Below are 26389 nucleotides of genomic sequence, written 5' to 3'. Positions count from 1 at the left end.
CGGATGTTACCGTTTTGCTTTTATCTTACAGCGCGATATCCGCAACCGGTTTGTTTTCCGGCTGAGGCTTCAGCTCCGCTTTTGGCGCCGCATCCGCAGCCTGTGGCTTGATGTACTGCAGCTGCAGTACGCGGCTGGTGTATTCCAGCTCCTGCTCCGTCGCGCTCACGTTGCCGTTCAGCTTCGTGCCGTAGGATGGAATAATGGTTTTCAGCTTCGCCTGCCATTCCGGGCTGGCGACTTTATCTTTAAACACTTTTTCCATCAGGTGCAGCATGATTGGCGCAGCGGTAGACGCGCCCGGCGACGCACCCAGCAGCGCGGCGATGGTGCCATCCTTATCGCTTACCACTTCGGTACCCAGACGCAGCACGCCACCCTCTTTCGGATCGCGCTTGATGATCTGTACGCGCTGACCCGCCTGCCACAGACGCCAGTCTTCTTTTTTCGCCTGCGGATAGTACTCTTTCAGCGCCTCGAAACGGTCGTCGTCAGAGAGCATCACCTGGCTAATCAGGTATTTCACCAGGTCGAAGTTATCCAGACCCACGTCCATCATCGGCTTGACGTTAGAGGTGGTCGTGGCGCTGAGCAGATCCCACAGGGAGCCATTTTTCAGGAACTTGGTGGAGAAGGTCGCGAACGGCCCAAACAGCACCACGCGTTTGCCGTCAAGCATACGGGTGTCGATATGCGGAACAGACATCGGCGGTGCGCCAACGGAAGCCTGGCCGTACACTTTTGCCAGATGACGATTCACCACTTCCGGGTTATCGGACACCAGGAACTGGCCGCCCACCGGGAAGCCCGCGTAGTCGTCCGCTTCCGGAATACCGGACTCCTGCAGCAGCTTCAGCGCCGCGCCGCCCGCACCGATAAAGACAAACTTCGCCTTGATGACGTGCTCGGCTTCGTTGTTTTTCAGATCGGCGACGGTCACGCTCCAGCTGTTATCCGCGTTGCGCTTGAAACCGCGCACTTCGGTGCTGAGCTGCAGGTTGAAGTTCTCTTTTTTCTTCAGAGACGTCACCAGCTGACGGGTAATTTCGCCGTAGTTAACGTCGGTACCAATTTCGGTACGAGTTGCCGCCACTTTCTGGTTCGGGTCACGACCTTCCATGACCAGCGGAGCCCACTCTTTAATCTGCGCGTGGTCTTCAGAGTATTTCATCCCGCGGAACAGCGTGCTCTGCTGCAGAGCGGCGTAGCGCGCGCGCAGGAAGTTAACGTTCTGCTCACCCCACACAAAGCTCATGTGCGGCACGGTGTTGATGAAGGAGTGCGGGTCGTGCATCACGCCGCTGTTGACCTGATGAGACCAGAACTGGCGAGAAACCTGGAATGCTTCGTTGATCTCTACCGCCTTCTCGATACTAATGGAACCGTCCTTTTTCTGCGGCGTATAGTTCAGTTCCATGAGTGCCGAATGTCCGGTACCGGCGTTATTCCATCCGTTCGAACTCTCCTGCGCCACGCCATCAAGGCGCTCGACCATGGTCATAGACCAGTCCGGCTGCAGTTCTTGCAGATAGGTTCCCAGCGTGGCGCTCATGATACCGCCACCAATTAAAAGGACGTCCGTTTCCTGCTCTTTTGGTGCGTCAGCTTTCGCCGCCATGGAGACGGTGTTAAGCCCCACGGCCAGAGAAAAGAGCATGGCAGTCATTTTTTTCATAATTTATGCCTTAGTGTAAAAGTGCTTGATGCGTGGAAATTGCAGGTGAAAAAAGCTGCGGGGGCACGGTAACAACTTTTAAATATTGTTTAAAGGTTACGAAATTATTGTAATTGTGAAATTTAATGATGGATTGTTTGTGAGGAATTATCGATGCGTCTGGTAAAGCGCGGTTTTACTGGCTAATATGTTGCGTTTTGTGATCGCGCGCACGGAAGCCTGCCCTAACCAGCGAACTGTTATGTCCCTACCCCATTCTGCTGTATCCCCCGAAGACCGCGTAGCCAACGTGTTGCGTTCCCCAAAGCGGCTGACGCGTGAAACGCTGGCAGGCGTGATTACCGCCCTGGCGCTGATCCCCGAGGTTATCTCATTTTCGGTGGTGGCGGGCGTTGACCCGAAGGTCAGCCTGATCGCCTCCGTGGTGCTGTGTCTTGCCCTGTCTGTACTCGGGGGCCGTCCGGCGATGGTCACGGCAGCGGCCGGTTCCGTGGCGCTGGTCATTGGCCCGATGGTGCATCAGCACGGCGTACAGTACATACTTCCCGCCGTGCTGATGGCGGGCGTGATTCAGATTCTGTTTGGCGTGCTGGGCATGGCAAGGCTGATGCGCTTTATACCTCAGTCGGTCATGACCGGATTTGTTAACGCCCTGGGCATTTTGATCTTCTTCGCTCAGGTGCCGCATTTCTGGAGCCGAAGCCCGCTGATTGTGGGCCTGTTCGTCCTGACGCTGCTGATCGTGCTGTGGGTGCCGCGCTATATCAAAAGCATCCCTTCCCCGCTGATTGCGATTGTTGTGCTTACCTTGTTCACCGTTTCAACCGGTCAAACCCTGCCGACCGTGGGCGATGAAGGCTCCATGAGCGGAGGTTTGCCGGGTCTTACCGAGCTGCTGGTCCCGCTCAATGTGCAGACGCTGAGCATTATCTGGCCGTGCGCGCTGAGCATCGCGTTTGTCGGCCTGCTGGAATCCCTGCTGACGGCAAAGCTGGTGGATGAGCTGACCTCGACACCGTCAGGTAAACGCCGCGAAAGCATTGGACTAGGCGTCGGCAATATTCTGGCCGGATTTTATGGCGGGATTGCAGGCTGCGCGATGATCGGACAAACCATCGTCAACGTGGAGATGGGGAAAGGTCGAAGCCGCATTTCAACCTTTGCGGCGGGCATTGTGCTGCTGATCCTGGTGACGGCGCTCAGCGATGTGATGGACAACATCCCGATGGCGGTGCTGGCGGGTATTATGGCGATTGTCGCCGTCAAAACCTTCAGCTGGCACAGCCTTCAGCCAGCCACGGTGAAAACGGCCCCGATAGCAGAAACGGTCGTCATGCTGGTCACCGTTGCCGCCACGGTATCAACCGGCAATCTGGCGATTGGCGTGCTGGGCGGGATTATCGTCATGGCACTCCTCCCCGCCCGCATTAAGCGTCGACTTAAAGCAGAAAAATCGTCGCCAGCCCAAGAAAAATAAAGAAACCGCCGGTATCGGTGATGGCGGTGATCATCACGCTCGACCCCACCGCGGGGTCGCGCCCCAGTTTGGTCATCGTCAGCGGGATAATGACCCCCATCATTGATGCCACCAGCAGGTTCAGCACCATCGCCAGCATCATCACCCCACCCAGGGCCATATCGTCGTACAGCCACCAGGTGATGCCGCCCATAATCCCGCCCCACACCAGGCCGTTGATCAGCGCCACGCCCATCTCCCTGAAGATCAGAAAGGCGAAGTTACCGGGCTGAATATTTTCCAGCGCCAGCGCGCGGACGATCATGGTGATGGTCTGGTTTCCGGTGTTGCCGCCAATTCCGGCCACAATCGGCATCAGCGAGGCCAGCGCCACCAGCTGCGAAATGGTGTGTTCAAACCCGTCGATCACGCGGGAGGCGATAAACGCGGTACACAGGTTAATGGCCAGCCACGCCCAGCGCGTTTTCACCGCCTTGCCGACGGAGGCATGGACGTCATCTTCGGCGCTGATCCCGCCGAGCGCGCGCAGGTCGTTGTCGGTTTCTTCGTAGACCACATCAACGATCTCATCGATGGTCAGACGCCCCATCAGTTTGCCGACGGAATCCACGACGGCGGCACTCACCAGGTCGTCACGCTCGAAGGTACGCGCCGCTTTCTCCGCGTCGTCTTCCGGGGAGAAGACCATCGGCTCGTTTTCCATCACCTCGCTCACCTTCCGCTGGGTGCTGTTGAGCAGGATGGTTTTCAGCTCCAGCTCGCCAAGCAGGGTTTTATCCCGGGAGGTGACAAACAGTTTATCGGTGTTGTCCGGCATTTTACCCAGGCGACGCAGGTAGCGCTGCACGGTACCGAGCGTCACGTCCGGGCGCACCGTGATAACGCCGAACTCCATGATCGCGCCGACGCTGTTTTTCTCGTAGTGCATCACCTGACGCACGCGCGCCCGCTCCTCCGCAGGCAGCGACGCCAGCAGGCGACCGGTCAGGTTTCGCGGCAGATGCTGAACGAGGTAAATCTGCTCGTCGATATCCAGGGTTTGCAGAGCGTCGAGAATATCCCGGTCGCTCATCTCGTCGATCAGGTCGTCCCAGACGTTTTCGGAGGCCTCAAGCAGCACCTGCCCGCGCTCGTGATCCTGCACCAGACGCCACAGGGCGTGACGTTCTTCCGAGGGAAGCGCTTCAAGGGTATCCGCCAGATCCGGCGGGGGTAAATGAGCAACCAGCGCACCTACCTCAGCAATATCGTCGGCCAGGGTGCCGACATCATATTGCTCAGCCAGGGTGAGTTTGCCTAAAAGCGTAGAAGTGACCGCTTTATCGGTCGTGAGAAGCCAGATGAGTCGCGCGCGCTCCTGGTCACGCTGTCTGGCGCTGTTTTTCTTTAATACCGACATCAATCATAAATCCATTAAATGAGTTGGGGTTAAGCATAGCGCGGGGATATGTAAATAAGAATAAACAACGCGGCGGGATGGAGAAAAAAGCGGCATCGCGGCCACGATTTATCCCCTCTCCCAGTGGGAGAGGGCCAGGGTAAGGGCATCAGGCCGTGCGCGCTACCGCGTCACGCGAGGCCGCATCGCGCTCTTCACCGGTCAGCTCGCTCAGCTTGCCGTCACGCATCTCCAGCAGGCGGTCAGCATGAATGAAGTAGTGATCGTCGTGGCTGATGGCGAAAATGGTTTTGCCCATCTCCTGCATCAGCGGCAGCAGCACCTGATAAAACTCGCGGCGGAAATGCGGGTCCTGATCGGCCGCCCACTCGTCCAGCAGGATGATGTCACGCTCTTCCGCCAGCGCCAGCAGCAGCGCCACGCGCTTTTTCTGCCCTTTGGACAGCTTCAGGTTGAGGATCTTCCCGTCCTGTAACTCCAGCTTGTGCGACATCTGCAGCTGCGCCAGCCATTTTTCCACCAGCGCAGGATTGGCCGGTTGCCCTTCCGGCCCCAGCAGTTGGTCAAACAGCCAGACGTCGGTGAACACCGCCGAGAAAAGCTTGCGGTAATCCTCGGGCTTCTCCGCGCTCAGCGCCCTGCCGTCCAGCAAAATCTCGCCCGACTGCGGCTGATAGAGTCCGGTCAGCAGCATCGCCAGCGTAGATTTACCGCTGCCGTTGCCGCCGATGAGGAACAGCAGTTCACCGCGGCGGAGCGTCAGGTTGACCGGCCCCACGGAGAAGGCGCTGTCCTGATAGCGAAACGTGACGTTACGCAGCTCCAGCGTCTGCCAGTTCGGGAAGGTCTGCGGGCGCGGGAATTCGGCTTTAAACGGCGCGAGATCGAATTTTTTGAGCTTATTAAAGGCCACCTGCGCACTCAGCAGGGTGGGCAACGCACCGACCGCCGAGAGCAGCGGCGTGCGTAAAAACAGCAGCGTCAGCGAGTAGGTTGCCGCTACGTTGGTGTCCGCCCAGCCCAGGCCGTTCGCCATCCAGAATACCAGGCCAATGGCACCCAGCATCATAATGTTTGACCAGTTCACGGCGCTCAGGTGGAAGGTGTCGGCGCGAATAATATGATGACGGTATTCGCGCGCGTCCGGGATATAGAGATGATTAAAAATATGCTCGGCGCGCTCGCGGTTCAGGGTGAGCTCTTTGCGCCCTTCCAGCACCGTCTGGTAATCGTTATAAAGTTTATCTTCGGTTTCGCGCAGCACCGCCATGTGTTTATAGACGCGCGACACCAGCATAAAGCCGCCCCAGATGGTAATGGCAATCCACAGGGCGGTCACCGCCAGCATTTTGCTGGAGAGCCAGGCGAGATAGGCAGCCGATCCAAAGGTCAGAACGATCCCCTGCACCAGCTCCGGCAGCCGAACGAACGCGATGGTGATGGCGCGCACGTCGCTGGTCAGCCCCGCCAGCAGGGATGCGCTGCCGAGCTGCTCAACGCGCTCAACCTGAGTATCGAGGATCCGCTTGATAAACTCACTGCGCAAACGGAAAACGAAATGGTGCCCGAGCGCGGTCAGCGCCAGCTGGGAACCGAGCGTAACCGCCATCAACAGGAGCAGCAGGCCGAGAAACTCCGGCAGAACGGAGAGCGAGGTATCGACCATTTCAATCAACCGCACGTTAATAAACGCGATCAGGCCAATACCCAGCGCGGCGCTGGCGAGGCTTAACGCCATTACTGCAATGAAGGGCCAGCGATACTGACGCCAGACGAGGAGAAGTAGTTGCATGCAGGCAATCCGGACAATAAAAATCAGCCAGCAGTGTAAACTGCCCTGCGTGTACATCAAGAATAATTCTTATTTTAGTTTACTGTACCCCGCCTGACGAAAGGTCAGGTTATAACGGTACTCGCCCGTGAGCGGGTGAACCCCGGGCTTCAGCGGCTGAATGCCGTGATAATACAGCCGCGACTCCCTGCCCCACACCACCACATCGCCATGTTCCAGCATGATGCGCTTGAGCGGGTCGTTGCGGCGTAATCCCCCAAACTGGAAGACGGCAGGCAAACCTAACGATACCGAAACGATAGGCGCGCGCAGATCGGGTTCATCCTTGTCCTGATGCAGCGAGAGCTTCGCGCCAACGGCGTAGCGGTTGATCAGGCAGGCATCCGGCCGGAAGTCAGGATACTGCGCTGCTACGGCGGCCTCGTGGCAGAGAGCCTGAAAAACCGCGGGCATCGGGGGCCACGGCTGGCCGGTAGCGGGATCGTTAGGGGCATACAGATAGCCCCGCTCGTTCGTCGCCCAGCCCAGTTCCCCGCAGTTGGCCATGGCTACCGACATGATGTAGCCGCCCGGCGTCACCATATGGCGAAACGGCGAAACCGCCGTCACCTCGTCGATACCGGCCAGCAGCGCCGCCGCACGGGAGAGCGCAAAGCGGCGCAGGATCACAGCCCCCGGCGCAAGCGGCTCCTGCCAGGGTTCAGCATCCGCAAAAAGATCGAGCATTATCCCTCCTGGCGTTTCGCCTCGCGTTTCAGTAATAGCGCTTTTCGCGCCGTCCCCCAACGGTAACCCGACAGCGCGCCGTCGTTACGAACCACGCGATGACAGGGGATCACAATCGCCAGCGTGTTTGCCGCACAGGCTCCGGCAACGGCGCGTACCGCACTGGGCTGGCCAATCGCCTGCGCCACCTGCTGGTAACTTGCCGTTTCGCCGCAGGGAATGTTGCGAAGGGCCTGCCAGACGCGCTGCTGGAAAGCGGTTCCGCGAATATCCAGCGGCAGCGCAAGCGGTACGTCGCGGTTATCAATACTGGCAATCACCTGCTGGACCCGCTGCGCGAAATCCTCTTCCAGCGGCGCATGTGCTGCTTTTGGAAATTGCGCGGCAAGCTCTTCGGCTAATTCTTCATCGCTGTCACCCAGCAGGATCGCGCAGATCCCCCGCTCGCTTTCTGCCACCAGACAGCGTCCTAACGAACAGTCGCTGATGGCATAACGCACCGCCACATCCCCTTTGCGGTACTGCTTCGCCGTCATGCCCAGCGCATCGTTGGCTTTACGATAATAGCTGCTGCTGTCGGGAAACCCCGCTGCCAGCACGGCGTCGGTAATTTTGTCTCCCTGTGCAAGCGCGGTGCGCAGTCGCTGGCCTCGCGCCGCCTGCTGCCAGGCTTTTGGCGTCATGCCGGTCACGGACTTAAACAGACGGTGGAAATGGAAAGGACTCATGGCGACCTGCTGCGCCAGCCCCTCCAGGGTTAGCGTGGGATCCTGCTCCAGAAGACGGCAGGCGTGTTCCACTTTTGCCAGCTTCTGCTCCTGCGGATCGCGTTTGTCCGGCATGCAGCGCTTGCACGGGCGAAACCCTGCCTGTACGGCGTGGTGGGCATCGGGATAAAAGCGGACGTTTTTACGCAGCGCGTGGCGGGCACGGCATGACGGACGGCAGAAAATTCCCGTCGTCTGCACGGCGAAGACAAACCGCTCGTCAGCGCGCGGATCGCGGGCCAGCACGGCCTGCCAGCGATCCTCATCGGTAATAAAGGTCGGGTTTCTCATTATCGGCTCCTCATGTAAGCATACATAGAGCGTGCCTGAGCGCCAGTGATAAAAAACCCGCAACCTTGCTTTTTAATTTTTGTCGTGCACCAGGAAACTCTTGAACTGCGGCGAGCTCCAGGTTTTGAACCCGTCGCCCTCTTTGGTGATCATATAAACCGCCAGTCCTTCCTGGCGAACCACCTCTTTGGCTTTTTCCGGGCCGAGAACCATTAATCCGGTATCCCAGGCATCCGCTTCCAGCGCGGTGGGGGCAATGACCGTCACCGAGACCAGATTATGCGTGATGGGACGGCCGGTCTGCGGATCGATAACATGCGAAATACGCTTCCCGTCAAGCTCGTAATAGTTACGGTAGCTTCCGGAAGTACTGATGCCGTGACCGTTGATATCCACTATCGCCTGCACGGCATTTTGCCGATCGGTCGGTTTTTGAATCGCTACGCGCCACGGCTTATCGCTGGCGTTCATCCCCCGGCTGACTAACGCGCCGCCCACGGAGACCAGATAGCGGGAAATGCCTTCCTGGGCCATCAGCGCAGCAAGATGATCCGCCGCATACCCTTCCCCAACCGTCGACAGATCGACAAACAGATCGGGGATATCTTTTTGCAGGTACTGTTGCCCGTACTGATTGATCACCGTCAGATGCTGCAGCCCTGTCCGGGCGCGGGCGTCATCAATGGCCGCCTGTTCAGGCGTTGTCATCGGCTGTTTGTTAGGGCCAAATCCCCAGAGGTTCACCAGAGGTCCGACGGTCACATCCATCGCCCCGTTGGTTTTGTAACCCACGCGTATGGATTCGGTCACGATATCGGCCATCGCTTCGCTCACCGGCCACAGGGAGGTACTGGTGGAGAGATTAAAGCGCATCAGCGCCGAGTCATTTTTATAGGTTGAGAGCAGCTGATCGTCGGCATCCAGCTGAGACTGGATTTTGCCGCGAAGTTCATCTGTGCGCGTTTTATCGAGGTTCATCACGCTGACGCGCCAGAAGGTGCCCATCGTTTTGCCTTCGAGCACCGTCGCGGCGGGTGCGTCGGTTTTCGCCACGGGAGTGGGATCGTTACACGCGGTCAGGAAAAAAAGCATAGCCAGAAAGCTGGCGCGTAAAAAAGTCATGTCCATTCATTATTATCCTCATGCCAGGGCGGCAAGAGTACACCAAAACGGGTGAGTTGTGAGAATCCGGGAAGCACAAAAAAGGGGCCATCAGGCCCCTTACGTCACACGGTGAAGCGATTAGAACTGGTAAACCAGGCCCAGCGCGACGATATCGTCAGTACCGATACCCGCCTGACGGGTGAATTCATTTTCATCAACCAGGTTGATTTTGTAATCCACGTAGGTAGACATGTTTTTGTTGAAGTAGTAAGTCGCACCAACATCAACATATTTCAGCAGATCCTGATCGCCGTAACCTTCGATGTCTTTTCCTTTAGACTGCAGGTAAGCCACGGATGGACGCAGGCCGAAGTCGAATTGGTACTGAGCAACCACTTCGAAGTTCTGCGCTTTGTTAGCGAAGCCGTAAGCGGTAGTCGGGCTGCTGCCGTTAGAGGTACCGAAACGGGTTGCGTTGTAGGTCTGGGAGTACTGCGCTGCCAGATAGATGTTGTTGGCATCGTATTTCAGGCCACCAGAATAGACTTCTGCGTTATCGCCATGACCGTAAACGCTTGCGCCGTTCTGATCGGCGGTACGTTTGGAGGAGGACATTGCGCCGCCCACGCTGAAACCTTCGCCCAGGTTATAGGTCACGGATGCACCGTAGCCGTCGCCGTTCTGTTTCAGCAGGCTACGGCCACCTACGTTTTCACCGCTTACGCTGCCGTTTTTACCCTGATACTGCAGGGCAAAGTTCAGACCATCCACCAGACCGAAGAAGTCCTGGTTACGGTAGGTCGCTACGCCGTTAGCACGGGACTGCAGGAAGTTGTCTGCGCCGTAGGTATCGCCGCCAAATTCTGGCAGAACGTCAGTCCAGGAGGTTACGTCGTAGATTACGCCGTAGTTACGACCGTAATCGAAAGAACCCGCGTCACCGAATTTCAGACCCGCGAACGCCACACGCGTCCAGGCATCGTTTTCGCTTTCGGAGGTGTTGCCCTGGATCTGGTATTCCCACTGGCCGTAACCGGTCAGCTGATCGTTAACCTGAGTTTCGCCTTTGAAGCCAAGACGCATGTAGGTCTGGTCGCCGTCGGCACCCTTGTCGTCAGAGAAATAGTGCAGACCATCGACTTTGCCGTACAGATCTAATTTGTTGCCATCTTTGTTATAAATTTCGGCCGCATTTGCTGCGCCTGCCACCAGGAGTGCTGGTACCAGGAGGGACAGTACTTTAACTTTCATTTTATTAACCCTCTGTTATATGCCTTATAATTGCCACTGCTTACTGGTTAACCCTCATTAACCAGTCGGCAATTTCATTCTCCTCAAAATTACAGAATAATCCAATGCGAATATGATACGAAAACTTTGAAGATGTTTCATTTATCTATAAACATGTTTCAAAATGTAAATATCAAGGAACTTTTACAAAGCACAAATAGCTTAGAAAATTAGCACTTATAATCAAACGAAAAAACACCCCATAAACATCAGTAAGTTACAATAAAATCCGTTACAGCACTGAATGACAAAACAAGATCGCAGCTAATCTCTAAAATAACTCTCGCTATCATCATTAACTTTATTTATTACCGTCATTCAGTTTTGAATGTCTGTTTATCCCTAATTGAACCGGATGCTTCGCATTCGGTTTTTTTTTACCTTTCTTTACGTAACTTCTCTTTTTTTGTGCTACCGCACCGTAATTGTAACGACTATTAACTAAATTCTCGTCGGGTATTCTTCGAAGTCCATAAATTGGTGCAAAACTTAATTTCTTGTTAATTCGTGCTATTTATTGACGGCGTGGGTCGATTATTTGTACGCGCATGGCGAGTTTGTACATGTTTTCTGCACTCTCCGCCGCCGATATTGCCCGGAGAAAAAGTCGCCTCTTCCAGGACAGTCGCGCTGGAAATTCAGTTATTACCCTTTATACTGCCCTATCGCCACAGAGCACGACCATAACGGGTTAAAGATATCAATGAGTCAGACTGAAACTACCGCCCCGAGCAAATTCTCCCTTCTCCCCGGGAGCATCACCCGTTTCTTTCTTCTTTTGATCGTTGTGCTGTTAGTCACCATGGGGGTGATGGTACAAAGCGCGGTTAACGCCTGGCTGAAGGATAAGAGCTATCAGGTCGTTGATATCACTCATGCCGTGCACAAGCGCATAGACACCTGGCGCTACGCCACCTGGCAGATTTACGACAATATCGCGGCTGCCCCGACCTCCTCATCCGGGGATGGACTTCAGGAGACGCGGCTTAAGCAGGATGTCTATTATCTCGAAAAACCGCAGCGTAAGACCGAGGCTCTTATTTTCGGTTCTCACGACAGCGCGACGCTTGAGATGACGCAGCGTATTTCGACCTATCTGGATACCCTCTGGGGTGCCGAAACGGTACCGTGGTCGATGTATTATCTGAACGGTCAGGATAACAGCATGATCCTGATCTCAACGCTGCCGTTAAAAGATCTCTCGTCCGGCTTTAAAGAGACAACCGTGGGCAGCATCGTCGATTCCCGTCGGGCAGAGATGCTGCAGCAGGCGAACGCCCTTGATGAACGTGAGAGTTTCTCTTCCCTGCGTCGTCTGGCCTGGCAAAACGGCCATTATTTTACCCTGCGTACCACGTTCAACCAGCCCGGACATCTGGCGACGGTGGTGGCCTTCGATTTACCGATTAATGATTTAATCCCGCCGGACATGCCGCTCGACAGCTTCCGCCTGGAGCCAGACACCAGCACCCAGAACATGCGTGCGGCGTCTGACAAAGAGGCCGCAGAGAGCGTATCGATCTCCTTTAACGGCTCGAAAATCGAAATTGCCTCATCGCTGAACTCGACCGGTATGCGCCTGGTGTGGCAGGTACCGTTTGGCACGCTGTTGCTCGACACCCTGCAAAATATCCTGCTGCCTCTGCTGCTGAATATCGGTCTGCTGGCGCTGGCCCTGTTTGGCTACAGCACCTTCCGTTTCCAGACGGGTCGTCAGAGCGACGCCTCTGCGGTTCCGGCCGGCACCAGCAATGAGCTGCGCGTATTGCGTGCACTGAATGAAGAGATTGTTTCCGTGCTGCCGCTTGGGGTCCTGGTTCACGATCAGGAGGCGAATCGTACGGTGATGAGCAACAAAATTGCCGACCATCTGCTGCCGCATCTTAACCTGCAGAACATCACCACCATGGCGGATCAACACCAGGGGGTGATTCAGGCCACCATCAACAATGAACTGTACGAGATCCGTCAGTTCCGCAGCCAGGTGGCTCCCCGCACGCAAATCTTCATTATTCGCGACCAGGATCGCGAAGTGCTGGTCAATAAGAAGCTCAAGCAGGCGCAAAGGCTGTATGAGAAAAACCAGCAGGGGCGCGCCGCATTTATGCAGAACATTGGCGATGCCTTCAAGCAGCCGTTAAAAACGCTGGCGACCCAGGCGGCGGCGTTAAACACCTCTGAAAGCCACCAGCTTGCCTGCCAGGCCGATTCGCTGGTCAGAATGGTTGATGAGATCCAGCTGGCGAACATGCTGGAGAATGATTTCTGGAAGGGAACGCCAGCCCTCTTCTCCATTCAGGATTTGATCGATGAAGTGGTGCCTGAAGTACTGCCCGTCATCAAGCGCAAAGGGCTGCAGCTGCTGATCAATAACAATCTCCCTGCGAATGACGAACGCCACGGCGATCGCGAAGCGCTGCGCCGCATTCTGCTGATGATTATTCAGTACGCCGTGACCACCACGCAGATCGGCAAGATCACCCTTGAAGTCAGCACCGAGGAGTCAGCAGAAGACCGTCTGACGTTCCGCATCCTGGACACCGGGGAAGGCGTCACAACGAGCGAAATTGATAATCTGCACTTCCCGTTCCTGAATGACACGCAGAGCGATCGCTACGGCAAGGCCAATGCCCTGACCTTCTGGCTGTGCGATCAGCTGGCGCGTAAGCTCGGCGGCCACCTGAATATCAAAGCCCGTGAATCCCTCGGCACCCGCTATTCTCTGCACGTGAAAATGGCGGCCAATCCGCAGGAAGAAGATGAGGAACGTCTGCTGGATGATGTCGTGGTGATGGTCGACGTGACCTCGAACGAGATCCGCAATATTGTCGTTCGTCAGTTAGAAAACTGGGGAGCGGCCTGCATCACGCCGGATGAAAGACTTGCAAGTCAAGAATTTGATCTGTTTTTAACTGATAATCCGTCTAATCTTACTGCCTCCGGCTTGCTTTTAAGCGATGATGAGTCAGGCGTGCGGAAAATCGGCCCTGGCCAGCTGCGCGTCAACTTTAATATAAGCAATGCGATGCAGGAAGCTGTACTACAACTAATAGAAGAGCAGCTGGCGCAGGAAGAGATAACGGAGTCACCGTTAGGCGGCAATGAAAATGCCGAGCTTCACGCCAGCGGATACTATTCACTCTTTGTTGATACAGTACCAGATGATGTTAAGCGGTTGTATACTGAGTCCGCTGCGAATGATTTTGCAGCGCTGGCACAGACAGCACACCGGCTTAAAGGGGTGTTTGCCATGCTTAATCTGGTTCCCGGCAAGCAGTTATGTGAAACGCTGGAACATCTAATTCGTGAGAAAGATGCCTCTGGCATTGAAAAATACATCAGCGACATTGACGCCTACGTCAAAAGCTTGCTGTAGCAAGGTAGCCTTATACATGAACAATATGAACGTAATTATTGCCGATGACCATCCGATTGTACTGTTCGGTATTCGCAAATCACTTGAACAGATCGAGTGGGTGAATGTAGTCGGTGAATTTGAAGACTCTACAGCACTGATCAATAACCTCCCAAAGCTTGATGCGCACGTGCTCATTACCGATCTCTCCATGCCTGGAGACAAATACGGTGATGGGATCACGCTCATCAAATACATTAAGCGTCACTTCCCGGATATCTCGATCATTGTTCTGACCATGAACAATAACCCGGCGATCCTGAGCGCGGTGTTGGATCTGGACATCGAAGGGATTGTGCTGAAACAGGGCGCCCCGACCGATCTGCCAAAAGCGCTCGCTGCGCTGCAGAAAGGCAAGAAGTTCACGCCTGAGAGCGTCTCTCGTCTGCTGGAAAAAATCAGCGCGGGTGGCTACGGTGACAAACGCCTGTCCCCGAAAGAGAGTGAGGTTCTGCGCCTGTTCGCAGAAGGTTTCCTGGTAACCGAGATTGCCAAGAAGCTGAACCGCAGCATTAAAACCATCAGCAGCCAGAAGAAATCAGCGATGATGAAGCTGGGCGTGGACAACGATATTGCTCTGCTGAACTATCTCTCCTCCGTTACGCTGAGCGCAACGGACAAGGATTGATCCCGGACGGGTGTGTGGCCTGATGCCCTCACCCCGTCCCTCTCCCACGGGGAGGGGGTGAAAAAACGAAAAGGCCCTTGCGGGCCTTTTTTATATTCTGGTTTTTCTCACGCGATCCGCGTAAATCGACAACGTCTGCTTCAGCACGTCCAGCGTCACCGGTTTCGACAGACAGCTGTCCATGCCTGACTCCAGACAACGCTGTTTCTCTTCCGCCAGCGCGTTCGCCGTTACGCCCACTACCGGCAGCGTCAGGCCAAGCTGTCGGATGCGCTGCGTCAGACGGTAGCCGTCCATGTTTGGCATGTTGACGTCGCTAAGCACGATATCAATATGATTTTTACTCAGCACATTCAGCGCATCCACGCCGTCATTGGCGGTTTTGCATTGGTAGCCCAGCGATCCAAGCTGGTCAGCCAGCAGGCGACGGTTAATCGGATGGTCATCCACCACCAGAATCATCATATCGTCATTCACCGACGCCAGAGACTCCGGTGACGGCAATCCGCCCGCGCCGTCGCGCTCTTCCAGCTCCACTTTGTAGATGCGCGCCAGCAGGCTCAACAGCTCGTGCGGCGTTGCAACACTGTGTACCCATTCCCCGGGCGCGCGCTCGACAGGAATGCCGATGTGGCGACGGCAGAAGAGCACCGACCCTCTCCCCTGCCACGGCTGCTCCGGCATCTCGTCGGCGATCAGCACATCGTCCACATCCGGCGTTTGACCTTCATAGAGACACACCCTCACGCCGCTGTGGGCAAGCAGCGCCGTCAGGTAGTCATTCAGCGAGGCGTTATGCACCGCCAGCCAGCAGCGCTTGTCGCTCAGCCCGTCCACCGTCGCTTTTGCCGGATACTGCGCCGAATAGAGCGGAATACGGATGGTGAACTGGCTGCCCATGCCGGGCTCGGTATCCACAGAGATATCGCCGTCCATCATGCTGACGAGCTTCTCACAAATCGCCAGCCCCAGTCCGGTGCCCTGGAAGTTACGCTGCACGCCGGTCCCGACCTGGAAGAACGGGTCGAACAGGCGAACCACTTCCTTCGCCGGGATGCCGACACCCGTGTCGCGCACGCGAATGCTCAGGTAATCCCCCGCCCGGCAGACGTGCAACACGATACAGCCAACGTCGGTGAATTTGATGGCGTTGCTGAGCAGGTTAGAAATGACCTGCTGCAGACGCATCGGATCGCCGTGCAGCGTCAGCGGCACGTCAGGTTCAATGAAGCAGTAGAGCCCCAGCTGTTTACGCACCACCAGCGGCAGATAGTTGGCGCTGATGTGGTTCATCACCTCGCGCGGCGAGAACTCCCGCGGTTCGATTTTCAGCTGCTCAGACTCAATTTTAGAGAAGTCGAGAATATCGCTGATGATTTTCAGCAGCAGGCTGGAGGAGTTGTTCATTGCCGTCACCAGCCTGTCGACCCCTTTCGGCAACTCTTTGGTCTGCAGCAGGTCGAGGTTACCGATGATCCCGTACAGCGGCGTTCGCAGCTCGTGGCTGACGGTGGCAAGGAACATGGATTTCGACTGGCTGGCCTGCTCCGCGGCCTGCGCCATCTCCTGCAACGACTCTTCCATCTTCACGCGCGCGGAGACATCCACCAGCACGCAAATCGCCACGTTTTCATTGCGATAGCGGGAATGCACAAAGCTGATCTGCAGGTTGGTGTGCGTGCTGGTGAGCACATCGACAAAGTTAACCTGCTGACCGCAGATAATTTGCGTCAGCCTCTGGCGGTCCTCGTGCGTCAGCATGTTAAGGTAGTTATGCGCCAGCTCGTTACTCAGGATGTTGGTTCCGTCCTGGGTACGCAGAATGCAGATCCCCACCGGCGCCGACGCGACAATCTTACGGTTAAACTGCTCGTGTTCCTCCAGCCGCTGGGCGTCGCTTTCGGCCGGAATAAAGATTTTCCGCTCATACATGCGCGCCAGGGTAAACAGCGCCCCGCCCGCGATCAGGTTCAGCAGAATCGCATTCATGATGAGAATACGTATCCGCTCAAGCACCATATCCACCGGCAGCGAATAGACAATACTCAGTGACGAAGGCGGCAGGCTCTTCTTCAGCACCAGCTCGCGGAAGCCCGAGGTATAGCCAAACCACGACCGCTCCTGCATCCAGTGCGGTTCAACGTTTAACCGGTTATCCGGCCCGGCGAGTGAGATCAGCTGATGACCGTTTTCATCCAGAATGGTCACCCCCATAGGCAGGCTGCCCGGAGTGAAAAAGTTTTCCATACGAATGGTCTGCTCAATCCCCAGCAGCGCCTGCAGGCGATTGCCCAGATACACCGGCGTCAGGGCGTAGAAATAGCCCACGCCCGGGCGCGGGCCCTGGCTAACCCAGAAGATGTTATTCCCGCGCTCGTCCTGCGGCGCATTGCGGTATTTCACAATACGTTCATGCAGGCTTTTCAGCGCATCGTCACGCTCAACGGGCACGTCGCGCAGGCCAAAGTCAGCCATGCAGAGATTTTCACTGCCAATCAGGAATACGCGGTTCAGGTCATAGGCGGCGGAGAAATTGTCGCGCCAGTAGCGCATAAACCAGGCAAGGGATTCCAGCGACCCGCGCCAGGTATTGCTCATGGTGGAGCAATCGGAATCCGGGAACAGCGGCTGGAAGTCCGGGACTTCGGTTTTGTCGTTACGCCCGCGAAGCGCAAGGATGCCGTTTTCCGCCGTCAGACGATTTTCGGCAATATACTTCAGCTCCTTCATCACGTCAGACGTTCGCTGAATGTAGCGCTGGGCCTGGTCGGAGCTTAAGTTAAACTCCTGGCGGATCTCCGCTTCTTTCTGGTGTAGCGCGTTAACGATGTAAAACACCGAGAACAAGGCCACCAGCAGCCAAAGCAAGAGCGCCAGCGCCCGAAACAGATAGCGAGAAACTTTCAGCGTAGTACGAAAGGAGACGAGGTATTTCAAGGGGGCGAGGCTCCGCCGTCGGGGTCAAAAGAATGTGGTTAAGGTAGCGGTAAACGCGCCAGGTCGCAACGTTGACTTATCTGCTTGTGCAAAAGAAAAGGGCCGGAATCCGGCCCTTTTTTGCATCAGGAGACATTACTCGTCAGCGTCATCCGCTACGTCATCGTCGGTGTCGGCTTCCGGCGCGATATCATCATCGCCTTCCGCAACGCTACCGTCGATGGAATCGAGCTCTTCGTCATCCACCGGCTCAGCAACTCGCTGCAGACCCACCACGTTTTCATCTTCCGCTGTACGGATGAGGATCACGCCCTGGGTGTTACGCCCCACCACGCTGATCTCAGAGACGCGGGTACGCACCAGCGTACCGGCATCGGTGATCATCATGATCTGATCGGCATCGTCTACCTGCACCGCGCCCACAACGGAACCGTTGCGCTCGGTCACTTTGATAGAGATTACGCCCTGCGTGCCGCGAGACTTGGTTGGGTATTCCCCTTCCGCCGTACGTTTACCGTAACCATTCTGCGTCACGGTCAGGATAGCCCCTTCACCGCGCGGAATAATCAGAGAAACAACGCTGTCTTCGCCAGCCAGTTTGATACCACGAACGCCCGTAGCGGTACGACCCATTGCACGAACGGCGTTCTCTTTAAAGCGCACCACTTTACCGGCCGCAGAGAACAGCATCACCTCATCAGAACCGGAGGTCAGATCCACACCGATCAGCTCGTCGCCTTCGTTCAGGTTCACCGCGATGATCCCGGCGGAACGTGGGCGGCTGAACTCGGTCAGCGCGGTTTTCTTCACGGTACCGCTGGCGGTCGCCATAAAGACGTTCACGCCCTCTTCGTACTCGCGTACCGGCAGGATGGCGGTGATACGTTCGTTCGCTTCCAGCGGCAGCAGGTTAACGATTGGACGGCCACGCGCGCCACGGCTCGCTTCCGGCAGCTGATAGACTTTCATCCAGTACAGACGACCGCGGCTGGAGAAGCAGAGGATCGTGTCATGGGTGTTCGCCACCAGCAGGCGGTCAATAAAGTCTTCTTCTTTAATGCGTGCCGCAGATTTGCCTTTACCGCCACGACGCTGTGCTTCGTAGTCGGTCAGCGGCTGATACTTCACATAGCCCTGGTGAGACAGGGTGACCACCACATCTTCGCGGTTGATCAGATCTTCAATGTTGATATCAGAGCTGTTAGCGGTGATTTCGGTGCGGCGCGCATCGCCGAACTGATCGCGGACCAGTTCCAGCTCTTCACGAATCACTTCCATCAGACGCTCTGCGCTGCCCAGGATATGCAGCAGTTCAGCAATCTGTTCCAGCAGCTCTTTGTATTCGTCGAGCAGTTTCTCATGCTCAAGGCCGGTCAGTTTCTGCAGGCGCAGATCCAGAATCGCCTGAGCCTGCTGTTCAGTCAGGTAATACTGACCGTCACGCACGCCGAACTCAGGTTCCAGCCACTCAGGACGCGCTGCGTCATCGCCCGCACGTTCCAGCATCGCGGCGACGTTACCCAGATCCCACGGACGGGAAATCAGGGCGGCTTTCGCTTCCGCCGGGGTCGGCGCACGCCGGATCAGTTCAATGATCGGGTCGATGTTGGCCAGCGCAACCGCCAGCGCTTCAAGGATGTGCGCACGGTCGCGCGCTTTGCGCAGTTCGAAGATGGTACGACGGGTCACCACTTCACGGCGGTGACGCACGAACGCGCTCAGGATCTCTTTCAGGTTCATGATCTTCGGCTGACCATGGTGCAGCGCAACCATGTTGATACCGAAGGAGACCTGAAGCTGAGTCTGGGAGTACAGGTTGTTCAGCACAACCTCACCCACCGCGTCGCGTTTGATCTCAATCACAATGCGCATACCGTCTTTGTCAGACTCGTCACGCAGCGCGCTGATGCCTTCAACGCGTTTTTCTTTTACCAGCTCGGCGATTTTTTCAATCAGACGCGCTTTGTTCACCTGATACGGGATCTCGTGAACAATGATGGTTTCACGGCCGGTTTTAGCGTCCGCTTCCACTTCGGCGCGGGCACGGATGTAAATCTTGCCACGGCCGGTGCGGTACGCTTCTTCAATACCGCGACGACCGTTGATGATCGCCGCCGTCGGGAAGTCCGGACCCGGGATGTGTTCCATCAGCCCTTCAATGCTGATGTCTTCATCGTCGATATAGGCCAGGCAGCCGTTGATCACCTCGGTGATATTGTGCGGCGGAATGTTGGTTGCCATACCGACCGCGATACCGGACGAACCGTTAACCAACAGGTTCGGGATCTTGGTTGGCATCACATCAGGGATGCGCTCGGTGCCGTCGTAGTTATCGACGAAATCAACGGTCTCTTTTTCCAGGTCGGCCATCAGCTCATGAGCGATTTTCGACATACGGATTTCCGTATAACGCATCGCCGCAGCGGAGTCGCCGTCGACTGAACCAAAGTTACCCTGACCATCTACCAGCATGTAACGCAAGGAGAATGGCTGCGCCATACGAACGATGGTGTCATAAACGGCGGTATCACCATGCGGGTGATATTTACCGATGACGTCACCGACGACGCGGGCAGATTTTTTATAGGCTTTATTCCAGTCATTGCCCAATACGTTCATGGCGTATAGTACGCGACGGTGTACCGGCTTAAGGCCATCGCGGACGTCCGGCAGCGCACGGCCAACAATGACCGACATCGCATAGTCCAGATAGGAGCTCTTCAGCTCTTCCTCGATGTTAACCGGTGTAATTTCTCTCGCAAGGTCGCTCATCTAACCGCTATCCCTCTACTGTATCCCGGATTCAAAGGTCGCAAATTATAACACAGCCGAGGTGATTGAGGTAAACCTATACGCTTTATTCACGGGGATTGCCTGATATACTCCTTTGTCTTGCTAAATAAGGAGTAAAAGCGCCCATGAATGCCGAAAAATCCCCGGTGGCTCACAACGTTGACCACGAAGAGATTGCCAAATTTGAAGCGGTGGCGTCCCGCTGGTGGGATCTCGAAGGTGAGTTCAAACCGCTGCATCGCATTAACCCGCTGCGTCTGGGCTATATCGCGGAGCGTTCCGGCGGTCTGTTCGGTAAGAAAGTGCTCGACGTCGGCTGCGGCGGCGGCATCCTGGCTGAGAGCATGGCGCGCGAAGGGGCGAATGTTACGGGCCTGGATATGGGCTTTGAACCGCTGCAGGTGGCCCGCCTTCACGCGCTGGAGTCCGGCATACAGGTGGAATACGTGCAGGAAACCGTGGAAGAGCACGCGGCGAAACACGCCCATCAGTACGATGTGGTGACCTGCATGGAGATGCTGGAGCACGTTCCCGATCCGCAGTCGGTGGTGCACGCCTGTGCAAAACTGGTGAAACCGGGCGGCCAGGTCTTCTTCTCAACCATCAACCGTAACGGTAAAGCCTGGCTGATGGCCGTTGTCGGCGCGGAGTATGTACTGCGCATGGTGCCGAAAGGGACGCACGACGTGAAGAAATTCATCAAGCCTGCGGAACTGTTAGGCTGGGTTGACCAGACGTGGCTCAAAGAGCAGCACATCACCGGCCTGCACTACAATCCGCTGACCGATAAATTCAAACTCGCACCGGGCGTTGATGTTAACTATATGTTGCACACAACCGCCAAAAACGACTAACGTCATTCGTTATTCTTATAAAGATTGCGCGACATCATGTTGCGCAATTCTGACCTCCCGTTGAAGAAATCAGCACTCGATCAAATTTTGAATTTTTTTTCTTAATTATTGACATGTCTTCCAGGCCTTACGGTACGAGGACTTAGCCTTTTTTACCCTTTCACAACCTCAATTTAACGCCAAAATCAACCCTTGTGCTGAAAAGATTCGATACTAGAATACTCACCATATAGCGTTTTTCTTATCGCAAACCCCCTACATGTAGTATTTATCCACAGAGTTAGTCACAAGGCGGATCTGTGGATAAACGGGGGATATTTTTTATTTCACGGACAGGTAAAACCCACATGAATCAGAGTCTGCTGGTGACAAAGCGCGACGGTACTACCGAGCGTATCAATCTGGACAAAATCCATCGAGTTCTCGACTGGGCAGCAGAAGGACTGAACAACGTATCTATCTCCCAGGTTGAACTGCGTTCCCACATTCAGTTCTACGACGGCATCAAAACGTCTGATATCCACGAAACAATCATTAAAGCAGCGGCAGACCTCATCTCCCGCGAAGCACCGGATTATCAGTACCTCGCTGCACGTCTGGCGATTTTCCACCTGCGTAAAAAAGCCTACGGCCAGTTTGAGCCGCCGAAGCTTTACGATCACGTCGTGAAAATGGTTGAGCTGGGCAAATACGACACGCATCTGCTGGAAGACTATACGGAAGAAGAGTTCGAGCAGATGAACGGGTTTATCGATCACTGGCGCGACATGAACTTCTCCTACGCGGCGGTGAAGCAGCTCGAAGGCAAATACCTGGTTCAGAACCGTGTAACCGGTGAGATCTACGAAAGCGCCCAGTTCCTCTATATTCTGGTGGCCGCCTGCCTGTTCTCTAACTACCCGCGTGACACCCGTCTGGAATACGTGAAGCGTTTCTACGATGCGGTATCCACGTTCAAGATTTCTCTGCCGACGCCAATCATGTCTGGCGTGCGTACCCCAACCCGTCAGTTCAGCTCCTGCGTACTGATCGAGTGTGGTGACAGCCTGGATTCCATCAACGCCACCTCCAGCGCCATCGTGAAATACGTCTCCCAGCGTGCCGGTATCGGCATCAACGCCGGTCGCATCCGTGCGCTGGGCAGCCCGATTCGCGGCGGTGAAGCGTTCCACACCGGCTGTATCCCGTTCTATAAACACTTCCAGACGGCAGTAAAATCCTGCTCTCAGGGCGGCGTGCGCGGCGGTGCTGCGACCCTGTTCTACCCGATGTGGCACCTGGAAGTGGAAAGCCTGCTGGTTCTGAAAAACAACCGCGGCGTGGAAGGCAACCGCGTGCGCCATATGGACTACGGCGTGCAGATCAACAAGCTGATGTACACCCGTCTGCTGAAAGGCGAAGACATCACCCTGTTCAGCCCGTCAGACGTTCCGGGCCTGTATGACGCGTTCTTTGCCGATCAGGACGAGTTCGAGCGTCTGTACAACAAATACGAAAAAGACGACAGCATCCGCAAGCAGCGCGTGAAGGCGGTAGACCTGTTCTCCCTGATGATGCAGGAACGTGCCTCTACCGGCCGTATCTACATCCAGAACGTGGACCACTGCAACACCCACAGCCCGTTTGATCCAGTAGTTGCGCCAGTGCGCCAGTCTAACCTGTGCCTGGAGATCGCCCTGCCGACCAAACCGCTGGAAGACGTGAACGACGAAAACGGTGAAATCGCGCTGTGTACGCTTTCCGCGTTCAACCTGGGCGCAATTAAGAGCCTGGACGAGCTGGAAGAGCTGGCGGTGCTGGCGGTTCGCGCGCTCGACGCCCTGCTGGACTACCAGGATTACCCAATCCCGGCCGCTAAACGCGGTGCGATGGGCCGCCGTACCCTGGGTATCGGCGTGATCAACTTCGCCTACTGGCTGGCGAAAAACGGCAAGCGTTACTCCGACGGCAGCGCCAATAACCTGACGCACCAGACGTTCGAAGCGATTCAGTACTACCTGATGAAAGCCTCTAACGAGCTGGCGAAAGAGCAAGGCGCGTGCCCGTGGTTCAACGAAACCACCTACGCGAAAGGCATTCTGCCAATCGACACCTACAAGAAAGACCTGGATGCGATCGTCAGCGAACCGCTGCACCTCGACTGGGAAGGCCTGCGCGAGTCCATCAAGACCCATGGCCTGCGTAACTCTACGCTCTCTGCCCTGATGCCGTCTGAGACCTCTTCGCAGATCTCTAACGCCACCAACGGTATTGAACCGCCGCGCGGCCACGTCAGCATCAAAGCGTCGAAAGACGGCGTGCTGCGTCAGGTGGTACCGGATTACGAAACGCTGGGTAATAACTACGAGCTGCTGTGGGAAATGCCAAACAACGACGGCTACCTGCAACTGGTGGGTATCATGCAGAAGTTTATCGACCAGTCGATCTCTGCCAATACCAACTATGACCCGACGCGCTTCCCTTCCGGCAAGGTACCGATGCAGCAGCTGCTGAAAGACCTGCTCACCGCCTACAAATTTGGCGTGAAAACGCTGTACTATCACAACACCCGTGACGGTGCGGAAGACGCGCAGGACGACATGGTACCGTCAATTCAGGACGATGGCTGCGAAAGCGGCGCATGTAAGATCTAATGAAGGGCGGGGATATCCCCGCCTTTATTTCGTAAGACAGGACACACTCATGGCATATACCACCTTTTCACAGACGAAAAACGACCAGCTCAAAGAGCCGATGTTCTTCGGCCAGCCGGTCAACGTGGCACGCTACGATCAGCAAAAATATGACATCTTCGAAAAGCTGATTGAAAAGCAACTCTCCTTCTTCTGGCGCCCGGAAGAAGTGGACGTCTCCCGCGACCGTATTGACTACCAGTCGCTGCCGGATCACGAAAAACATATCTTCATCAGCAACCTGAAGTACCAGACGCTGCTGGACTCCATTCAGGGTCGTAGCCCGAACGTGGCGCTGCTGCCGCTGATCTCCATTCCTGAGCTGGAAACCTGGGTGGAAACCTGGGCGTTCTCCGAGACGATCCACTCCCGCTCTTACACCCACATCATCCGCAACATCGTGAACGATCCGGCTGTGGTGTTTGACGATATCGTCACCAACGAGCAGATCCAGAAGCGCGCGGAAGGCATTGCCCACTACTACGACGAGCTGATCGAGATGACCAGCTACTGGCATCTGCTGGGCGAAGGTACGCACAACGTGAACGGTAAAACCATCACCGTGAACCTGCGCGCGCTGAAAAAACAGCTGTACCTGTGCCTGATGAGCGTTAACGCGCTGGAAGCGATCCGCTTCTACGTGAGCTTCGCATGCTCCTTCGCCTTTGCAGAGCGCAAGCTGATGGAAGGCAACGCCAAAATCATTCGTCTGATCGCCCGCGATGAAGCCCTGCACCTGACCGGTACCCAGCACATGCTGAACCTGCTGCGCAGCGGGACGGACGATCCGGAGATGGCGGAAATCGCCGAAGAGTGCAAGCAGGAGTGCTACGACCTGTTCGTGCTGGCGGCTCAGCAGGAGAAAGAGTGGGCAGACTACCTGTTCCGTGACGGCTCCATGATTGGCCTGAACAAAGACATCCTGTGCCAGTACGTTGAGTACATCACCAACATCCGCATGCAGGCTGTCGGTCTTGACCTGCCGTTCCAGACGCGCTCTAACCCAATCCCGTGGATCAACACCTGGCTGGTGTCCGATAACGTGCAGGTTGCGCCGCAGGAAGTGGAAGTCAGCTCTTATCTGGTCGGTCAGATTGATTCTGAAGTCAACACCGACGACCTGAGCAACTTCCAGCTCTGATGTCACGCGTCACGCTACGTCTTTCCGGCACTGAGGTACTGTGTCGGGAGGAGCACCCTTCTCTGCTGGTGGCGCTTGAGGCGCATCAGGTAGAAGTAGAGTACCAGTGTCGTTCCGGCTACTGCGGCTCCTGCCGCTGCCGTCTGGTCGCCGGCCAGGTGGACTGGCTGACCGAGCCACTGGCCTTTATCAACGAAGGGGAAATTTTGCCCTGCTGCTGCCGGGCAAAAGGCGATATAGAGATCGAGATGTGATGTTGTCCTTATCCCCTCTCCCGGTGGGAGAGGGTTAGGGTGAGGGTATCAGGCCGCAGAGCCTGATTGTCGGGTGGCGGCTTCGCCTTACCCGACCTGCCAAACCTACTTCCGGTGAATGAATTCGACCGCTTTATCCGGGAAATCCGTAAACAGTCCGTCCACGCCCGCCTGGTTATACAACACCTCATAAAGCTGATTCACGTCCGTGGCATACGGCGGCAGCTGGTCTGCACGCACGGTATACGGATGCACCTGCATCCTGCTGGCGTGCGCCTCTTTCACCATCGCCGTCAGCTTCACGTGGCCCGGCGCTGAGCCTTCCGCCACCAGCATGTGGTAATCCGGCCCGATGCCGTCGGCGTACTGCGCAATCTGCTTCATCGCGCCCGGCTTAAACATCCAGTCGTAGCTGTAGTTCACCCACTTGCCGTCCGGCTGCTTCTCCTGGGTTTCATTCCAGTCGGTATAGGCAATCAGCTGCACCAGATTGAGGTTCATGCCCATCTTCGGCTCCAGCTCGGTTTTGATGCGCTTCAGCTCGGCGGCGTCAAAACACTGCAGGTAAACTTTGTCCTTCTTGCTGGTGTAGCCGTACTGTTTCAGCACCTCCAGCGTCTTCGCGGCAATATCTTTGCCTTCCTGATGGTGGAACCACGGCGCTTTGATCTCCGGGTAGATGCCGATATTTTTACCGGTTGAGTGGTTCAGCCCCTGAACAAACTCAATCTCTTCCTGGAAGGTATGGATCCGGAAGTCAGATTTGCCCATCGGGAAACGTCCCGGATAGACCTGCACCTTCTTGCCGTTTTCAATCTCAAAGCCTTCGGTAAACTTCAGGGAACGGATCTCCGCCAGCGTGAAATCAATGGCGTAGTAGCGACCATCTTTGCGCGCGCGGTCCGGGAAACGCTCCGCCACGTCCGTCACGCGGTCCAGATAGTGGTCATGCAGGACGACCAGCTGGTCGTCCTTGGTCATCACCAGATCCTGCTCCAGATAATCCGCGCCCTGGGCATAGGCCATCGCCTTCGCCGGAAGCGTATGCTCCGGCAGATAGCCGCTGGCGCCGCGGTGGGCAATAACGATTTTATCCGCCGCCAGCGCGGAGCCTGTCATCAGGCCTGCCAGCAGCAGGCCGGTTGTTACGTAAGATAATTTCATCGCAATGCTC

Annotated in this window: 17 protein-coding genes; 7 read left to right on the top strand and 10 right to left on the bottom strand. The window is 56.0% G+C overall.

The window, feature by feature from the left end; genetic code table 11:
• Positions 1 to 25: 25 nt before the first annotated feature.
• Complete coding sequence (gene mqo, locus QMN93_RS05305) at positions 26 to 1675, bottom strand: malate dehydrogenase (quinone) (RefSeq protein WP_032646585.1); 1650 nt, start codon at positions 1673 to 1675, stop codon at positions 26 to 28.
• Positions 1676 to 1862: 187 nt separating this feature from the next.
• On the opposite strand from mqo, the gene QMN93_RS05300 reads away from it, so the two are divergent.
• On the top strand, positions 1863 to 3152 hold the full coding sequence (locus QMN93_RS05300; RefSeq protein ID WP_182383819.1) for a SulP family inorganic anion transporter: 1290 nt from the start codon (positions 1863 to 1865) through the stop codon (positions 3150 to 3152).
• Here the strand turns inward: QMN93_RS05300 and mgtE are convergent.
• The 6 genes from mgtE to QMN93_RS05270 all read right to left on the bottom strand — a co-directional run bounded on the left by mgtE (position 3115) and on the right by QMN93_RS05270 (position 10482).
• Complete coding sequence (gene mgtE / locus QMN93_RS05295) at positions 3115 to 4551, bottom strand: magnesium transporter (RefSeq protein WP_069303099.1); 1437 nt, start codon at positions 4549 to 4551, stop codon at positions 3115 to 3117. The two genes, QMN93_RS05300 and mgtE, sit on opposite strands and share 38 nt — an antisense overlap.
• A gap of 148 nt (positions 4552 to 4699) precedes the next feature.
• Positions 4700 to 6343, bottom strand: a complete 1644-nt coding sequence (locus tag QMN93_RS05290; RefSeq protein ID WP_182383820.1) for a multidrug ABC transporter permease/ATP-binding protein — start codon at positions 6341 to 6343, stop codon at positions 4700 to 4702.
• A 69-nt stretch (positions 6344 to 6412) separates the two neighbouring features.
• A complete protein-coding gene (gene alkB / locus QMN93_RS05285) occupies positions 6413 to 7069 on the bottom strand; it encodes a DNA oxidative demethylase AlkB (RefSeq protein ID WP_182383821.1) in 657 nt (218 codons plus the stop codon).
• Complete coding sequence (ada, locus tag QMN93_RS05280) at positions 7069 to 8127, bottom strand: bifunctional DNA-binding transcriptional regulator/O6-methylguanine-DNA methyltransferase Ada (protein WP_087823045.1); 1059 nt, start codon at positions 8125 to 8127, stop codon at positions 7069 to 7071. Before ada ends, alkB begins: the two co-directional genes overlap by 1 nt.
• Before the next feature lie 72 nt (positions 8128 to 8199).
• Positions 8200 to 9255 carry an FAD:protein FMN transferase ApbE gene (gene apbE, locus QMN93_RS05275; RefSeq protein ID WP_033146056.1) on the bottom strand — a complete coding sequence of 352 codons (1056 nt, stop codon included), beginning with the start codon at positions 9253 to 9255 and terminating at the stop codon, positions 8200 to 8202.
• 114 nt (positions 9256 to 9369) lie between these two features.
• Positions 9370 to 10482: a porin OmpC gene (locus QMN93_RS05270; RefSeq protein ID WP_047060579.1), complete on the bottom strand. Its 1113-nt coding sequence runs from the start codon at positions 10480 to 10482 to the stop codon at positions 9370 to 9372.
• 742 nt (positions 10483 to 11224) lie between these two features.
• Here QMN93_RS05270 and rcsD point away from each other — a divergent pair.
• Positions 11225 to 13897: a phosphotransferase RcsD gene (gene rcsD / locus QMN93_RS05265; protein WP_039263201.1), complete on the top strand. Its 2673-nt coding sequence runs from the start codon at positions 11225 to 11227 to the stop codon at positions 13895 to 13897.
• Positions 13898 to 13913: 16 nt separating this feature from the next.
• A complete protein-coding gene (rcsB, locus tag QMN93_RS05260) occupies positions 13914 to 14564 on the top strand; it encodes a response regulator transcription factor RcsB (RefSeq protein WP_003859405.1) in 651 nt (216 codons plus the stop codon).
• A gap of 90 nt (positions 14565 to 14654) precedes the next feature.
• Here the strand turns inward: rcsB and rcsC are convergent, their stop codons facing one another.
• Together rcsC and gyrA are read right to left on the bottom strand one after the other, a co-directional pair.
• Positions 14655 to 17501, bottom strand: a complete 2847-nt coding sequence (rcsC, locus tag QMN93_RS05255) for a two-component system sensor histidine kinase RcsC (RefSeq protein WP_039263203.1) — start codon at positions 17499 to 17501, stop codon at positions 14655 to 14657.
• A 135-nt stretch (positions 17502 to 17636) separates the two neighbouring features.
• Positions 17637 to 20273: a DNA topoisomerase (ATP-hydrolyzing) subunit A gene (gyrA, locus tag QMN93_RS05250; protein WP_039263204.1), complete on the bottom strand. Its 2637-nt coding sequence runs from the start codon at positions 20271 to 20273 to the stop codon at positions 17637 to 17639.
• A gap of 146 nt (positions 20274 to 20419) precedes the next feature.
• Here gyrA and ubiG point away from each other — a divergent pair, with 146 nt between their 5' ends.
• The 4 genes from ubiG (at position 20420) to yfaE (ending at position 25215) form a co-directional block, all read left to right on the top strand.
• The gene (gene ubiG / locus QMN93_RS05245; RefSeq protein ID WP_029740919.1) at positions 20420 to 21148 is read left to right on the top strand and encodes a bifunctional 2-polyprenyl-6-hydroxyphenol methylase/3-demethylubiquinol 3-O-methyltransferase UbiG; all 729 of its coding nucleotides are present in this window, start codon (positions 20420 to 20422) and stop codon (positions 21146 to 21148) included.
• Between the two features lie 347 nt (positions 21149 to 21495).
• The gene (gene nrdA / locus QMN93_RS05240; RefSeq protein ID WP_064672873.1) at positions 21496 to 23781 is read left to right on the top strand and encodes a class 1a ribonucleoside-diphosphate reductase subunit alpha; all 2286 of its coding nucleotides are present in this window, start codon (positions 21496 to 21498) and stop codon (positions 23779 to 23781) included.
• A gap of 49 nt (positions 23782 to 23830) precedes the next feature.
• Entirely contained in the window at positions 23831 to 24961 is a 1131-nt protein-coding gene (gene nrdB, locus QMN93_RS05235) for a class Ia ribonucleoside-diphosphate reductase subunit beta (RefSeq protein ID WP_023312514.1), read from the top strand.
• Positions 24961 to 25215, top strand: coding sequence for a class I ribonucleotide reductase maintenance protein YfaE (yfaE, locus tag QMN93_RS05230; protein WP_023294104.1), 255 nt, complete (start codon positions 24961 to 24963; stop codon positions 25213 to 25215). Before nrdB ends, yfaE begins: the two co-directional genes overlap by 1 nt.
• Before the next feature lie 105 nt (positions 25216 to 25320).
• Here yfaE and glpQ read toward each other — a convergent pair whose 3' ends face one another.
• Entirely contained in the window at positions 25321 to 26379 is a 1059-nt protein-coding gene (glpQ, locus tag QMN93_RS05225; protein ID WP_069303104.1) for a glycerophosphodiester phosphodiesterase, read from the bottom strand.
• Positions 26380 to 26389: the final 10 nt, after the last annotated feature.

Source organism: Enterobacter sp. R-1.6.2, assembly GCF_035064085.1.
GTDB lineage: Bacteria > Pseudomonadota > Gammaproteobacteria > Enterobacterales > Enterobacteriaceae > Enterobacter > Enterobacter asburiae_B.
This window is presented reverse-complemented; position numbering and strand designations above follow the sequence as displayed.